At 40.0% G+C, this 16,694-nt stretch carries 13 protein-coding genes and 1 pseudogene; 1 reads left to right on the top strand and 13 read right to left on the bottom strand.

Annotation, left to right across the window (positions count from 1 at the left end; all coding sequences use genetic code 11):
• The first annotated feature begins 139 nt into the window (after positions 1-139).
• Complete coding sequence (locus tag A7A69_RS05780; protein WP_152876566.1) at positions 140-1,069, top strand: LysR substrate-binding domain-containing protein; 930 nt, start codon at positions 140-142, stop codon at positions 1,067-1,069.
• Here the strand turns inward: A7A69_RS05780 and A7A69_RS05785 are convergent.
• The 13 genes and pseudogenes from A7A69_RS05785 to A7A69_RS05845 all read right to left on the bottom strand — a co-directional run bounded on the left by A7A69_RS05785 (position 1,058) and on the right by A7A69_RS05845 (position 16,660).
• Positions 1,058-1,474, bottom strand: a complete 417-nt coding sequence (locus A7A69_RS05785; protein WP_171500787.1) for a GFA family protein — start codon at positions 1,472-1,474, stop codon at positions 1,058-1,060. The genes A7A69_RS05780 and A7A69_RS05785 overlap by 12 nt on opposite strands.
• Positions 1,475-1,595: 121 nt before the next feature.
• The gene (locus tag A7A69_RS05790; RefSeq protein ID WP_152876567.1) at positions 1,596-3,866 is read right to left on the bottom strand and encodes a TonB-dependent receptor; all 2,271 of its coding nucleotides are present in this window, start codon (positions 3,864-3,866) and stop codon (positions 1,596-1,598) included.
• An 8-nt stretch (positions 3,867-3,874) separates the two neighbouring features.
• Complete coding sequence (locus A7A69_RS05795; RefSeq protein WP_152876568.1) at positions 3,875-5,122, bottom strand: MFS transporter; 1,248 nt, start codon at positions 5,120-5,122, stop codon at positions 3,875-3,877.
• The gene (locus A7A69_RS05800; protein WP_152876569.1) at positions 5,101-5,490 is read right to left on the bottom strand and encodes a hypothetical protein; all 390 of its coding nucleotides are present in this window, start codon (positions 5,488-5,490) and stop codon (positions 5,101-5,103) included. Before A7A69_RS05800 ends, A7A69_RS05795 begins: the two co-directional genes overlap by 22 nt.
• A complete protein-coding gene (locus tag A7A69_RS05805; RefSeq protein WP_152876570.1) occupies positions 5,487-6,122 on the bottom strand; it encodes a GNAT family N-acetyltransferase in 636 nt (211 codons plus the stop codon). The genes A7A69_RS05800 and A7A69_RS05805 overlap by 4 nt, the downstream gene beginning before the upstream one ends.
• A 13-nt stretch (positions 6,123-6,135) precedes the next feature.
• Positions 6,136-7,962: an IucA/IucC family protein gene (locus A7A69_RS05810; protein WP_152876571.1), complete on the bottom strand. Its 1,827-nt coding sequence runs from the start codon at positions 7,960-7,962 to the stop codon at positions 6,136-6,138.
• Positions 7,963-8,135: 173 nt separating this feature from the next.
• Positions 8,136-9,437: pseudogene (locus tag A7A69_RS05815) on the bottom strand (lysine N(6)-hydroxylase/L-ornithine N(5)-oxygenase family protein); the annotation flags it as partial.
• Positions 9,430-11,214, bottom strand: coding sequence for an IucA/IucC family protein (locus A7A69_RS05820; RefSeq protein ID WP_152876573.1), 1,785 nt, complete (start codon positions 11,212-11,214; stop codon positions 9,430-9,432). The pseudogene A7A69_RS05815 and the gene A7A69_RS05820, both read right to left, overlap by 8 nt.
• A 578-nt stretch (positions 11,215-11,792) precedes the next feature.
• Positions 11,793-12,677, bottom strand: coding sequence for a SphA family protein (locus A7A69_RS05825; protein WP_152876574.1), 885 nt, complete (start codon positions 12,675-12,677; stop codon positions 11,793-11,795).
• Positions 12,678-12,786: 109 nt separating this feature from the next.
• The gene (locus A7A69_RS05830) at positions 12,787-13,425 is read right to left on the bottom strand and encodes a CoA transferase subunit B (protein WP_152876575.1); all 639 of its coding nucleotides are present in this window, start codon (positions 13,423-13,425) and stop codon (positions 12,787-12,789) included.
• Position 13,426: 1 nt separating this feature from the next.
• The gene (locus A7A69_RS05835) at positions 13,427-14,134 is read right to left on the bottom strand and encodes a CoA transferase subunit A (RefSeq protein WP_152876576.1); all 708 of its coding nucleotides are present in this window, start codon (positions 14,132-14,134) and stop codon (positions 13,427-13,429) included.
• 13 nt (positions 14,135-14,147) lie between these two features.
• On the bottom strand, positions 14,148-15,704 hold the full coding sequence (locus A7A69_RS05840) for a bifunctional 3-(3-hydroxy-phenyl)propionate/3-hydroxycinnamic acid hydroxylase (protein ID WP_152876577.1): 1,557 nt from the start codon (positions 15,702-15,704) through the stop codon (positions 14,148-14,150).
• 17 nt (positions 15,705-15,721) lie between these two features.
• Positions 15,722-16,660 carry a VOC family protein gene (locus A7A69_RS05845; RefSeq protein WP_152876578.1) on the bottom strand — a complete coding sequence of 313 codons (939 nt, stop codon included), beginning with the start codon at positions 16,658-16,660 and terminating at the stop codon, positions 15,722-15,724.
• Positions 16,661-16,694: the final 34 nt, after the last annotated feature.

Raw genomic sequence — 16,694 nt, forward strand, 5'->3', positions numbered from 1 at the left:
CAGAAGATTGGTTCAATAAAAACCAGTCTTTATCAGTTATATATCGATAGCATCCTAAAGCAGATGATCAATGTACTGTTCTTTCTCTGATAGGTAAAATATAATTTTAAGATCACTGTCATATCATTTTACTATCTATATGATTAATTTTCGTTTGATCCGACATTTATGGTTATTTTTAACAGTTGCAGAAGAACAGCATTTTGGTCGTGCCGCAAAAAAACTCGGCATGTCACAACCACCCTTAACTGAACAAATTAAAGTACTAGAGCATTCTTTAAATCTACAGCTATTTGAACGCTCAAGACGGGGTACTAAACTTACTCCCGCAGGTCGCGCTATTCTGCCTGCTGTGAAAAAACTCGCGGATCAACTTGAAAATCTGGAAATTGCAGTTCGGGAGGCAGCGCAAGGTCAAATTGGAACGATTACCATTGGCGCAATTAGTGCTTCTATTATTGAAGTTTTACCTAAATTTATTGAACACGCCAAACTGCATTTTCCCAATCTGACCATTCATGTCAAAGAGATTGATACCATTGAGGCAATTCCAGCCTTAGAAAATGGTGATATTGACTTGGCGTTCGCCCGTCTGGAAGGTGACTTAGGACCTCATATTGCATCTCGTCCCCTCATTCGTGAACATCTTGCGGTCGCACTGCCTGAAAAGCATCCTTTGGCAACATATCAGGAAGTCTCTCTTTCTCAATTGAGCCAAGAACAATTTATTATGTTTGCTCGAAAGATCAGTCCATTATCCTATGATATTTTGACAGGTATGTGCCGCAAGCAAGGTTTTTTCCCTAAAGTCATTCATGAAGTTCGCTCGGTGACTTCACAAATTGCATTTGTAGGGTGTGGTCAAGGAATCGCGTTGGTTCCCTACTCTATTACACGTTTTTCATATCCAAATGTTGTCATTTTACCTTTGGCAGAAAATTTAGAATTTATTACTACAGCAATGGCGTGGCGTAATGACCGCGATAATCATTTACTCGAATCATTACTGGAAAGTTTAGATCTGGATCACAACCAAGTTATCGACCCAGAAACACCTTTATTTAACTAATGTAGATGGCAAAGCTTCTGGATATTGCGGAGCCTGATCGCCAATCACGTGCCACATTGCTTTGGAATTGACATATGCATGTGAGACAACATTTACATCGACTGGTTCATTGATCAGTCCTGCACGTAAACGAATGATTTCGGGTTTATCTAAACGTGCGCTATAAATTGGTGAGCCACATTGTTTACAAAATACCCGCTTTTTATCTGGCGTTGCAAAATACGCCTGTAAAAGTTCTTCTCCCTGCACAATTTCCAGATCTTTGGTTTCAACTTGAGTAATCGCAGCAAATGCACTGCCTTGGGCTTTTTGGCACTGTTTACAGTGACAGACATTGATTGGATTTAAAGGAGCCAATAGTTTCAATTGAATGCCGCCGCACAAACAAGACGCTGTAAACATCATTTAACTTTCCCTGATCAGAAATTTATCAAAATATTGCATGATTAGAAAAAAAAATCGAGCTAATTGCTTAACTCGACTTCAAATTACTTAGAGCGGTTGATATTAAAAACCAATATGCCTTTTAATATTTAACGCTATAACTCAGACCGTAAGTACGTCCCTGTGCGGGTAAGCTTGAAATAGCGCCATAAACAGGTACAACCGCTTGGCTATACACGGTTTTATAGTCGGTATTCCACACGTTATAAACCCCAAAGCCCAAAGTTCCTGGCCCAACTTTAGCATTTGCGATTACATCCATAACCGCATAGCCTTTAACTTTGGCTGCAGCATTGGGCTGGACATTGGCATCATAAACGGCTTGAAGTGAATCTTTATACGCTTTGTCGGTGCCTTTGATTGCAAGGGTTTGTACTCGTAGGCTATTGCCATTGCCATCTTGCCACTCACCAAATACCGTTCCTTTGATTGGTGATATTTGTAAGGCATTCAGCTCACGCCATTCTCCGCTCGCATCTTTAAATTCACCACGGGTATAACCTAGCGTACCGCCTACAGTAAATCGTTCCAGTACAGGAACACTCACATTGGCTTCCGCACCATAAATACGTTGGTCAGTATCTGCGACATTGACACTACGGTCAGATTTAAACTGAACCACTTTATCGGAGGTATTATAAAAACCAGTTACCCCTAAATTCAGGCCTTCATCGCCCTGTAAACGCCAACCCAACTCATAGCTGTTGACCTTAATCGGTTCAACATTGCTAGATTGCACTACAAATCCCGCCTGCACATCACGTAATACACGCTGCATATCAGGTAAACTGAAGCCTTGTGAAAAATTGGCAAAAATCTGCTGTTGGTCAGTCAATTTAAATACTGGACCAATATTAAATAGCGTAGCATTGTGTTTGACTGAACCTGCCGCAATCACCGCAGGGTTATAGCTTTGACCTGCCGAAGCACGGTCATCAGCAATTAACAATTCTGTCGTCGGTGAAAATGCATCACTGTCACTTTTAATATGTTGATAGCGAATCCCCGCTTGCACATTTAAACGATCAGTTAATGTGTAATCCCCCTGCAAAAAAGCACCCAGATTTTCAACAGTTACTTCGGGGCCATAGGCAATATTGGTTCCTGTCGATTTGATATTTAAGCCATTACTAGCAACAAATGTATTTAGATTATAACGATCTGCTTCCTGACTGCCTTCTTCGTGATCATAATCAACCCCGTAAGTGAGTTTTAAATTGCGGTTCGCCACATTTAGATTAGACTCCATTGCGGCACGAATACCTGCCACTTTGGACTCATTTTCAGATTGGAGAACTGCATAGACAGGTGCTGCACGGGTATACGCTGCGGCAAATGGGTAGAAACGCGCTTTTTCATTTCGATAGTAGGTTTCAATATTTAATATCTGACCCAACAGATTTTCATTACGGTATTGTGCATTAACCCCATAACGCTCTGTAAATGGCTGATCATCCAATTGTAAACCTTTCACCGCTTTAAGTGATGGCTTGGCACCAAATAACACAGCCACATTTTTCCCATAATCTGGGCCATAGTCACTGTCTTGTTCATCATTATAATACTGAGCGCCTACACTCAAAGATTGCTGATCAGTCAGTTTAAAGGTGATACGACCATTTACATCGATTGTTTCAGTGTCTGAACGATCTGTTTGTGCAGGTTCAGGTGCAATACGATCACCACGACTGTCCTGAATTTCACCGCGCTTGGTATAAGTCGCGCCTAAAAAACCACTGAGTGCGCCCTGATTAAAAGACATACTTTGCATGGCTTCATAGGCTAAAGCATCATGATTAAAATCATTGCCAGAAGTCACGCCGAGTTTGGTTTCAAAGCTTAAAGGCTTGTCACTGGCACGTTTGGTAATAATATTAATAATACCGCCAGTTGCCCCAGAACCATAAATACTGGTTGCACCCGAAACCACTTCGATACGTTCGATCATATCTGGACTGATACTATTAAACTGGCGTGACAAATCACGCGAGCCAGTTTGTGGTACACCATCAATCATGACCAGAATCTGGCGACCACGCATGGTTTGTCCATAGTTACTGGTGGTTCCACTACTCGCGCCCAATGACGGAATTAGTTGTGCCAAAATATCCGCAATTTTTCGTCCTGCCGCCGCCTGTTGCTGGATTTGAGCTTGATCGATAGATTGCACTGTCCCTGCAATTTCAGCAATACTTTGTGCGGAACGTGTGGCTGTTGTCACGATTGGTGCTAACTGTTTGGTGGTCTGTACAGACTGCTGTGTATCCCCCGATACTTGTGTATCAGCATAAAGCTGACCGCTTACAGCAAGACTTAATACAGTAATAGATGTAGCAAATGAACGATGTTTCATGATAATCCCTAAATAATAGTGGGGTTCGTTTTTGATTTTCTAACAATCATCTGAGACAAAATGACACTTAAGACTGAAGCAATAGCAAGCACGATATAAAAATTGCCATAACCCAATCCTTTGGCTAAAAAGCCAGAAAAAGCACCTCCTAAGAAATAAACTAGCAACTCAAAACACACCAGAATGGTAAAGTCAGTACCCGCCTGCTGTTTCGAGCTGTTCTGCATGAAATAAGCATAGAGAGCCGTCATGGCGATATAACGAATCGCCAAGATGACAATCACAAATAAACCCAATAAGCCGTGCCAGACTTCAAACCAACTGAGTAAAATAGCTATGCCAATGACGGCATAGACAAAAGTTCTTAACCAACCCGCCCATATTAACAGTTGGGTTGCTGCCAATTTTTTGAGTAAAAATGCCGCCGTTACCGCAGCCAACAATCCGACTAATGCGCCGAACACCGACATCAACACCCCAATTTCAGTCAAAGACCATTGCTGATCTATCAGCATAGGATTGAGCATGGCCATGGCAGGTGCTTCAACAAAGCGATAACATAGAATCAGTAACAAGGCCCACCGAATTTCGGATCGCTTAAAAGCATTTTTTAAACTTGGCGGTTGTTTGAATGTCGTCTGCTGTGGACGTTCTTTAATTTGCGATATAGCCAACATGGTGAGCGCGGTTAATACCGCCAAAGTAAGCAAGGCAACTTGCCAGCCATAATGTTGATAGAGCCATAAAGTTGCAGCACCACCAATCATACTGCCTAAAGCCACGCCGATACTTTGTGCCATACTGCCCAAACGATACTCAGACTCAGCTAGCGTTTCTACGGTATAGCCATCTATCGCAATGTCCTGTGTGGCAGCAAAAGTAGAAATCCACAGACCAATGATTACAAAGACCCAGATACCATAATTAAACTGAGTCATCGCGAGCATGATCACTCCTGCAACCAATGCAAGTTGCGTAAACAACAACCATGTTTTGCGTTTACCCAGTTTTTTCAGATAAAAACGATCCAGTACTGGTGCCCAGAAAAATTTAAAAGCCCACGGAATATAGAGCAGTGACAACATCCCAATCCATCGTAAATCTACACCTTGATGTCTCAAAATGGCAGGTAATGCCACATTGTAAAAATACAATGGTAAAGCATGCGCTAGATATAAAATGACAATTACGCCCAGTCCCAATGCCGAGACTGCTGTTATTTGTTTTTGGTTTGTCATGTGATTTGCGTCTTGCATAATGACCTCTGCACGGCCCAATCCAGTGCATCTGTTTTAGATAAACTTACAAAATAAGGCACTCGCCAAGCCTGCTGCAAAGCTGGTGTATCCAGACGAATACGATCATCTTCATCCTGTGCAATACGAGCCAGTCCCAAACAATATTGGAAAAAAAGTGACTTATAGCTTTTGTACCAACGTGACTGAATTTCCCGATAATCCTCGGGAAATTCAGTCTGTGGTAAAGTTTGCATAATGAGGACAAAAGCACGTCCCTGATCCAGAAAAAACTGTATCTGCGACAGCCAATCTTCAAATTCGCGACTCGAAACATGACCTGAAAACTGCATATCAAGGATCTGGATATAATGACTACTTAAGGTCATGAGCTATATTCTGCCGCCAGATTTTGTTTTTTAAATGATTGCGAGCGAATCAGTTCATCTTTAAATTTCTGATAAAATTTATCGCGATAGCAGTAATACAGCATCGCTGTTTTTTCAGCCATTGGAATTAGACCCTGCGCTTCATAACACAGTTCCTCTACAACAGCCGCATAGGGTTTAACGGTATGATCAGGTTCACCCACGATCTTGATCGATTGAGCATTTTCAAAAATATAAAAACTTAATAATCGAATGGTCGGACGTAAATATCCTTTACCAAAAGCTGATTTTTCACCAAATAGCAAATGCCAACCCAAATCATGCTCGTGACCATCATAATAGCGTCCCAAACGATCACGCTTGCCTTCATAAATTTCGGTATAACCGACATCCTGCCCATCAATTCCAACAATTAATAAGCGTTGATGATCATCAGCCAGCATTTTGTCAAAATAAACATGTAGCTCTAATTCAGTTTTATTGAGTTGCCATTGTGGAATCACATGCGGTTCATGCATCCATTTATGTAGCAATGCTATATCCTGTGGATATTGCACCTGACGCAAATAATACTGAGTACCTTCTTCAAAATATTCATAATAATCAGGAAGTTTTTTTGAAATCGTATTCATTTTTATCTCATCTCTAAGCAATATGAATGTGTCTAGATTCAGCATTTAACTGATGTTGCCAGTTTGCCAAAGTTTCTTTACTGACAGGATTTGGAATAGGATCAAGAAAAACTGGAACAGGACGTTCTGCCTCATCGTTATAACTGGTCGTAAATAAGCGCACCCGATTAAGACAAATTTTTTCGAACTCAGGACGAAGCATGGAAAACTTTTCAATTCTTTCTGATAATTCTGGATGCGATTGATGCAAATCAAGAATACTGTTTTGGATGGTTTGCCAGAAATCTAGTTCGCTATATTCTGAAAAATCCTCTAAAAACACATTACAGATATAGCGGTAATGCACCATGAATAAGCCAGTAAAGATAAAATGACTCAGCTCTAATGCACTGTGACGTAATAAAATATTTCCTTCTTCAGGTAAAGCGTCAAGCTCAGGGAAATCTTCATCAACCAAATTCACATCATCAATAAAATCTTTAAGAACTAAAGCTTTTGGAACACCATTTTCATGTATCAACATGGTATTTTCACCATGTGGGGAAAACGCCAATCCATAACGATAAAGACAGATCAGAAGCGGCGTCAAACATACCTTTGCGAACTGCGCCAACCAGTCTAGCGGTTTTAAATGAGACGCTTCAATTAAGGTTTGAAGGATAGAACGACCAGATAAATCGCGGTGCAATAATGCGGCTTGTGACAATACTTGCTGATCGGAAGAAATATACGGATCAATACTTTCTCGCCATAAACAGCCAAACAATTCTTTAAATTGATATGGCACACCTTCTATACGATCGAAACATGGCTGATGAATAGTTAAAGTGGCAACTTCTCCCAAAAACACGACACCGCTTGCTTGCAAGTCTGAATCGTTGGCCAAAATACTTTTAAGCCAACCAGTAACAGCAGGTGCAGCCAAATTTCGTTTTGAAGGTAAGCCTCGATAAACTGCCGTATTAAAAATACTGACTGGAAGCTTGATATAATGCCGTTTCGGGTTAGAAATATTACATAGGGTTCTAATCGATTGCATCGGTACAAAACTGTCTGAGCTTATATCCAGTTCAATAATCTTTTGATCGACAATTTCATTGGCATAAGTTGCAACTAACCATTGATGCCACTGCCATGCATGTACAGGGATAAGGTAATAATCCTCTACATTCAAATCTTTTTCGGACAACTTCTGTGCAAAGTGCTCAAGTTCCTTAGCATCAAATTCATGTTGATAAAGTGCTTTAGCATTCCAGTGTTCGCTAAATCGATAATTGGCAAGATCGCGGTGTACCGCCAACCACAATACTTTCACTTCAGGCGACAATTCAGGCGCGGCATTGAGATAGTCATCATAACCAAAGCCCATACGACCTTTACTCATGATGAGCCACGGATGTCCACGCAACATTCCTTCAATTCGATGATGCGATTCAGTTAAAACGGCTTCGCTATTTAAACGATTTTCATCGAAAAGATGTGCTTCTGCCAACCAAGTATTGTTCATTTCCTTGATCAGATAAGCTTGGGTGAATGGCTTAACCTGAGTCGCTTGCGCTGCCGCAACAATAAATTCATGTAAGTTCCACGCCGCTTGATGGGTTTCGACCTGACTTAAATCTCTTACAGAACCAGCCTGAATATACCAATGACCCAATAAATAACGATAACCATTAAATTGATAGGTTCGATCTGCCAACTGTAATTGATACAATCCATTGCCTAATGCCTGAACTTCTATAATTTCTTCATATAAAAATTCGGCAATCGCCATTTCAATTAAACGCTGTCCAGCCGCTCTCCATTGCTGCTGGTTAATTTGTAACTGTGCAAAACTCATAGGGATTTCTCGTACTGAAAAACATGGGACAAGACTTGTTTCAGCTTGGATTTATTTCTTTGAAGATGCAGCAGATGGTTTATGGGGCGATGATACTGACTCACCTCCACTCCTCTGTGATCTGATTTGTCCTGACAAGTCTCAACCGTGTTTGTAACAGAGGGGGTAAATTGAATATTTGGATTTTGATTTAAGTGAAAATGTTGGAAAGTTTGCGGCTGATCTCCCAACTCATAAATCGTTTCGCTTGCAAGTTGATTGGCAATGACTGCGGCACGATAAGCACCCAAGCCCAAGTCAGGTGTTCCCACACCATGACTATGCATTTCCAGATTTTGCACAAAAATATTTCCCTTGGCTGAATGTACAAGCTGGTAATCCTGAGTAATCTGCCAGCGATGTTTCAAATCTCGTTCAATCAAAGGAGAAATTTTTTCCATAAAGCTCAACTGAGGTGTGCGATAACCTGTTGCTGCAATCACACTGTCGGCATCCAGATAAAAAGCCTGCTGAGTGGTCTTATGTACAAAATGTAAACGGACTTGCTCATTCTGTAAAAGAGTTGCATCCATTAACTCACAGCAACTATGCAAATGAGTCGCAAGAGCCTGTCCAGAAATGCTGCGCTGATAGAGTTTGTGATAAATCTCACGAATGGTTTTGGCACTAATGCCTTTATAAAGCAGAGCTTGTTGAGCCAATTGACTGCTCTTCACTTTTTCATCGAGTTGATAAAAATGTTGCAGATAATCTGGACTGAAATGCTCCAGACCCAACGGTGCATATTCCATTGGAAAAAAACCACTGGAACGGGTAAACCAATGCAATTCAATATCTTGATCTGGCCGATTATTTTGCAGCTCAAATAAATCCAGAAATACTTCAGCCGCAGACTGTCCAGAACCTAAGACCACCACATTGCCATTCAAATCTGCTTTATTTTTAAAAAGATAATGCGCCGAATGTAAGCATTGTTCAGGACGAATTTCAGCAATGGCTGATAAGCAAGCCGGTAAGTGAGGAACATGACCTGTTCCAAGCACGAGTTGCTTACAGCGATAGTGCTGTTTAACGCCATGCTGCTCAACAGTCACCTGAAAACCTGAGGCAAGCGCTTCGATTTCCAGAACTTGAGACTGATACTGGATATTATTTAGTTGCGCCGCAACCCATTGACAATACTGATTATATTCTTTTCTTGGAATATGTGATTGCTCAAGAAAATAAAACTTATAAAGCCGTTGCTGATGTTTTAAATAATTTAAAAAGCTATAAGGACTGGTAGGATCAACCATCGACACCAAATCTGCCATGAAAGGCACTTGCAACATGGTGTTGGGTAACTGCATGCCTGCATGCCAGTCAAAACAATCTTTTTGCTCAAAAAATAAATAGTTAAGTTTAGTTTTGTCTTGCAGCAAACTGGCTAAACTTAAATTAAAAGGGCCTAAGCCGATACCAATGAAATCAAGCATAGAGTAAATCCTCTTGTTTGATCATCAGTGGATTCGGTAATTCAACATAAACAGATTGATGCTCAACAGGCGCAATTAATTCGTCTAGTTCATGCAACCGAGTCAGCAGATTTCCCTTATAAGGCAGACTTTCTTTGTACAACAAACTTTTTATTAACGAACTTTGTGGATATTGCTCTAATAATGCGATTAAGGTTTTTTGCAGATATTCGAGTAAATCATCTTCAGACACATAGCCCGTTGCAGCAATCGCATTAATCAACCCAAACAAGGTATTGCCAAAGAAATAATAACTAAAACGCTCATCCACAAAGCTTTGTGGTCCAACTGCATGCGCTTTTTCATTGAGTTCGGGAAACTGGTGAAGAACTTTCTCTGCCAATTCCTCGATATAATAAAATCCCTGATTATCACGTAACCAGATATTTTTTGGTTTAAAGTTTTCAAGTTCAACCAAAACATTTTGCTGATGTGACTCAAAGGCCATGCCATATTCATGGTAGAGATACATCAATGGTTTTAGGCTAATTTCTAAAAAGTCATGAAACCAATTCATTGCAATTTGTTGATGGGTAAATGACGGATGTTGCTGACTGATTTTGTCAAATAAAGCATTAAAACGATTCAGCGGTTTAGCTGGATGATCCTGACACAACGACGCTATACACGTAATCTGATCATTGCGGTTAAAAGGCTGGTCTCTAAAAATACAAATACTTTCATTAATGATTTCATCATCCAGTCTCAGCGCAATCCATGCAGGATCATTCACCGCTTTAAGGGTGGGACAATTTTTTAGAATTTGTTTGCCTAAAACGCTATGCCATAACCGATGCGTCAATTCTCCACGATGGCATTCTTTGGCCAGATTGACCCGAATTGAATTAGTAATCATCACAGACAATGATGGTTTAAGCATCCATGGCGATGAAAAACTGGCTAATGTTCGAACAGAAGTAGTTGGATAAAAATCTACACCTTGTAAGCCAAGATCAATCAATCTCGTTTTTTGCTTAAGCTGACTGTACCATTTCTTGCTTTGTAGATATCGTGCCTGCCAAGGGTGTAAAGGCAATAATTTATAGTGAGCATAATTTTCTAAAAGACGTATATCCGCTTCAGACATTTGCCATTTCAAATAATCTTTAAGCTGACTAGAGATCAGTTGCCCTTCTGCACTCCCTTCAGCAATTGAATCTGGATGAACCAACCAGAAATGAAGTGGCGTTTTACCCTGATATTCAGGCGAAAATTTATGCCAGTCTTCATGGATAAAACCTGTACGGCTTTTAGGGGCTGGATGCATACTGTGTCCCAACAACAAAGCTTGTTCAGACTCGATGAAGTTTTGTTCTGCATCAATTAAAGCATCTAAGTTCTGTGATCGATGGTTTAAAAACTGCTGCAAGGCATCACGACTTTGTATCCATCGCTCGATAAGTGATGCCGCATCTAATTTATTGGTTTCATTTAAAATTAATTCTTCCAATAAAATGGTGGCAATAGCCACCATACTTAAATCACGAAATTGATGATTAATCCATAACTTTGGCAATGCTGCCAGTCGATGTCGACCCACTCGACTAACATAAGATAAAGCGACCAGTATTTGAGCATTTAAACTTTCAACTGGAATAACAAGTAAGGTCAAGCCTTGGCTAAACGCTTGTTGGGGAGAGTTTTGTTGAAAGTTTTCGAGTAAATGCCCTTTATCAGTTTCCTGAGTATAGGCATTGACGAGATGTTGCATCGCCAAACGATTGGCAAGCTCTTTCATCTGAGTATATCCTCTAAAATAGAGTAAAATAAGCAGCCATTTCTGGTCATCACTTAAATTAACTTTATGATTTTTCTTTAACGACCTACTGCATATAGCAGCAAGAATAAGATAATGATAATAATTAGCATTTACATATGCAATTTATTGAAATTTTATAGCATCTTTGTTAATTTCTTATAAATGTTTGATATATCTTTATTATTTTTAAATATTAATCGAACTATTATTTGAAATTTATCATGATATAAAACTATTAAATATTACCTTAGGATTGAGAATATTGATTAAAATTCCATATAAAAACAATGGATTAAACATTATTTTAAATTATTAAATGCGGATTAACCCTTTAATATAATTTAAAAATTTTTATAAGATTACGGGAAATTTCATTGTGATTTAATTCAAGTCGCTAGCATGTTACAAATAACCTTGCTTGAATTATGTACAATTAAATTATCAAATATCACGTCCAGATTAAAGGCGATATTTTAATCTGGAACATGGTTGATCGGAGTAACATTAAAATAAACAAAATTGAGTAATCTAAACTAGATGGAATCTATATCAAAGACCTAAAAACTCCACACAAATTTCAATCCGATATTATGCCCTTTGGCTCGATTTTCTACTTGATCTTCAATCAAATATTTCCCTTCCAAAAACCATTGTCGAGATGGGTGATAAGCTATTGCAGGCCCATAAGCGATCACTTGTGCTTTATTATCTTCAATTTTGACAGAATTTACTTTATCCGCAGTCGTTTGCTTTAAGGCATAACCTTGCACACCCACGGTTAAAGCTGGAGAAATATGATACCCAATATTATAATCAACAGCGGCATAATCCCCTGAGCGATAATCAGTATCATCATTTTTGCCATTGATGCTATAGGAAAATTTAGTGGAAATATCCACATAATGATTGATATAGCTATAAGCGAACATTGGTCGCCCTGTATAGTAATTTTTACCAATATTGGCTAAATGATTTTTATCATAATCTCCGCTCGGTACAACGTTTTCCAGAGCAACACCCCAATGATGATTACCCTGATGCCACGCCAATAATGGGGCAAAAACAAAATCAGCCAATCCTTTATCACTATCCGATAAACCTGCTACATTTAAACGCATACTTATCATAGGCTGGATACCATAAAACCCAAGCTGACCACCTAAAAAGGTTTTATCCGTCATCCACACTACTCGTAGTACCAATGCATTAACATCCAAATCAAAATTTGGAACAGTGGAATCTGCATGGCGATCTACCATTTTATTTGCACTATAATCCTGAAAATAGGTTAGCAAATAAACCCCTGCTGGGGGCAAATTACCAGCCATATTACCTTCTGCGCCCAATGCTGCCGAATCAGCACCATTTTCCAGTGCAAAAACCTGACTACTGGCTACTGACAATATGAAACCACATACTACATTTAATGTTGTTTTTAACATGAGATACATCCTTTTTTTGGCATGACTCAACCTGCAAGATGTCCTATCCTGCTATTAGATTGAAGCCAGCAATTTTTTGTTTTTAATACATGAAAGACTGACTAATTGCTTAATTTGATTCAATGATTAAGTCTGCGCCAGTTGCGTCCTGAATCTGCTTGATCGAGACATCTTTAGCCAGTTCGACCAATTTAAAACCATGTGGGGTAATATCAATCACACCTAAATCACTAATAATCCGTTGCACCACTTTCTTACCAGTCAGTGGCAATTGACAGTGTTTCAATAGTTTAGGTTTTCCTGATTTAGCAACATGCTCCATAAGAACAACGACTTTTTTAACCCCTGCAACCAAATCCATTGCACCACCAATGCCTTTGACTTTTTGACCAGGTACCATCCAGTTTGCCAAATCTCCCTGTTCTGATACTTCCATCGCACCCAAAATCGCCACATCTATATTTCCCCCACGAATCATGGCGAAAGAAGCAGAACTTTCAAAAAAGGAAGCACCCGGAATTGCAGTGACTGTTTGCTTGCCTGCATTGATGAGGTCGACATCCACCGTTTCCTCCGTTGGAAATTCACCCATGCCCAATAGACCATTTTCTGACTGCAACCAAATTTGTGAATCTTCTGGAATGTAGTTTGCCACCAATGTAGGTAAACCAATTCCTAAATTGACATAGAAGCCATCTTGCAACTCTTGTGCAGCGCGTTGCGCCATTTCAAATCTTGACCAGCCCATTTTATGCTCCCGCCTGTTGTTTGAGTTTCACTTGCTCCATCCGTTTTACAGGGTTGGGAACATGGATAATTCTCTGTACATAAATACCGGGTAAATGCACATCATCTGGGTCTATTTCGCCAATCTCGACCAGTTGTTCAACTTCAACAATTGTCGTTTTTCCTGCGACTGCACAGTCTGGATTAAAATTACGGGCCGTTTTTCTAAAAACCAAATTACCTGCTTTGTCTGCCTTGTAAGCTTTCACCAGCGCCACATCGACCTGAAAAGATTGTTCCAATAAATATTCCTGACCATTAAATTCACGAATTTCTTTCTGCTCTGCAATCACCGTACCTACACCTGTACGTGTATAGAACGCAGGAATACCAGCCCCCGCAGCACGAAGTTTTTCTGCTAATGTGCCTTGTGGTGTCAACTCTACATCTAACTCACCTGTGAGTAATTGACGCTCAAACTCTTGGTTATCACCAATATAAGACGCAATCATTTTTTTAATCTGGCGAGTTTTTAACAACATCCCAAGCCCATAATCATCCAATCCCGCATTATTGGAAATACAGGTCAAATCTTTGACACCACTCTCTCTAACCGCAGTAATTAGTTGATCTGGGATACCACATAATCCAAATCCTCCTACTGCAATAGTCAAATCATCCTTTATCACACCATCCAAAGCTGCTGCGGCATTTTGATATATTTTACTCATTTTGTTTGTCTCACTAAGCTATAGCAGTTGCATGTGTCGAGCTGTATTGCTGCATATATGCCTCAAAATACTCAATCAATTGCTGTGCATCTTCAGCTTGTTCAACCGCACCAAAGATGTAGAAATCTGGGCGAACCAGCATGGCTTGAATTTGATGCTGCTGCATAAATTGCGTGATCACCTGCTGAATATCTTTGGATTGTTCATCCTGCAATGAAAGGGTTTGTAATTGGTCTGATGATGAAAGCGCTATAGTCTGATTCAGAGTCAATAATGCAAATTGTCCTGAAATCAAATCATCCAATCTTTTCTGAACGGCGCCACATTGTAAAATGCTGTGTGGAGACAACTGACCTGCAATTTGCTGCGGGTTAAATTTTGGATTTTTTGCCAAAATTCCTTGGGTCAAATCAGGAAAATTTGGTGGTGGCGGTACAATCCCATCAAAAAATGCCTGATCTCGTTGCTGTGCTTCGGTTGGGTCAGATACACAAATCACTTTACCCAAGAACATCGATAGCTCAATCACATCATTGACGTGTGGACTACGTTCTTCAAAATAACTTTCCAAGATCTCATCATTATATTGACCACTTAATACACCTGAGATTTTCCATGATAAATTTAGCGCATCACGAAAACCTGCGCACATTCCTTGTCCCATAAAGGGTGGCATCACATGTGCTGCATCCCCTGCAATCAGGATTCGATCTTGCCGCCATTTTTGTGAAATAAGAGATTTAAAGTTATATAATTTGAAGCGAATCAAGGTGGCCTGTTCTGAAGTAACCCACGGCTTTAGCAGTTCCCACACCTTTTCTTCATTTTCAAGATCGGCCACTGACTCATGCGGTAAACGCATAAATTCCCATCTTCTCAAATATTGACCTTCAAAAATTCCCGCAGGAGCAATCGTAGTTGGTCGTTCAGGATTACAATATTGTGTGGCTTCGACGGGAATGTTATTTCGGATATTTTCATTTGGAATAATATCTACGACTAACCAATCTGCCTGAAAACCTTTATCAAACCAGTTAGCATCAATCGACTGCCGTACAATACTATTTGCACCATCGGCACCAACCACAAAACTTGCAGAAAATAAATCGGTTTGTTCTGTTGCCAGATTTCTAGCCATTACTTTGGCTTGCTGTGCATCTTGTTCTATTTTTAGAACTTCATAACCAAGACGAACATCGACATTTGGATATTTTTTTAATTCATTTTCAACTAATCTTTCAAAGCTGGGTTGATGAATAAAATTTACTTCCGCACCGCCTGAAATCGACTCACGTGCCCAATCGAAGGTAATGAGTTCTTTCCAGTCAGCATTGACCCATTGATAAGTTTCACCTGGCTGAATAATCGCTTGCAGTTGTTGCTCCAAACCAAGTGTCAATAACATACGACGCATTTCGTGGTCGATACAAATGGCACGTGGTAATGGATAACGCTCTGTCCAGCGTTCAAAAATCTGAACCTGATGGCCTTTTCGTGCCAGATTTAATGCCAAAACTGCACTGACAGGTCCAAAACCGACAACAATCACATCTGTTTGCTGAGCTACCATGATTAAATTCCTTTTAATTAAATGGTTTCGTAGTTAGTAATAAAATCCTTTGGAGGGTTTGGCCCCCATACAAACATCGAGTCTTCAACAGGATGGTTCGCAGCAGGCCAATCATGATCATGTGCGACAAAATCGATGTCATGCGAATATTCGGCATAACTTCCCCAAGGATCGCGAACATAATGGAAATAATTTGAACCCAGAACATGACGTCCAAGCCCCCACCCTTGATCGTAACCCGCCTGCTCCATTTGCTGTTTCCCTAGTCCAACATCATCAATCCGATCTACATTCCAGCTCGAATGATGTAAACCACCACCATTGGATTTTGCAATGGCAAGTAGATGATGATCACTACCATGAGCACCATGTAAAAATGCCACAATGCCACGTGACTGATCAGAAATACGCAGACCTAATACATCAACATAAAAATCCACCGTGGCTTCAACATCTACCGTAAAAATGGAAAGATGAGATAGGTATCCAGGATGAACTTGAGTAATTGAATTTCGATTTGGCGCACGTCCAGCTCTTGACTCCGTTGATGGATAAATGGCTTGAGATTTGTGGCTAGGCGAAACTTTATCTGCCACCATAATCTGTAAAGCAAGATTATCTGGCCCTCGAATCCAAAACGATTGCTCGGCATGATCGTCCAATGCTGTTATGGTCTGGATATTCTTTGCCGCGATGTGCTGTTGCATTGCATCAAAATCTTCGGCATAGACGCCAAAAGATAACCATTTCAATTGTTTTTTATCACCAGCCTGATAAATACGCGCCCACCGATGGGTATCTCCATAAGTATAGAGTTCAAGATGTCCCGCCGTTGATCGTTTGACTTGCAAACCGAAAGCATTAAAAAAGTCATAAGCCTTCTGTAGATCTGGAACGCTGATTATGAACTCGCAGATAGAGTGCACCGCAAGCTGATCTTGTCTTTTATTATTCATAACATTGTCCTAATGTTGTTTATTTCTTTCATCC

It is taken from the genome of Acinetobacter guerrae, from assembly GCF_009372255.1.
Classification (GTDB): domain Bacteria; phylum Pseudomonadota; class Gammaproteobacteria; order Pseudomonadales; family Moraxellaceae; genus Acinetobacter; species Acinetobacter guerrae.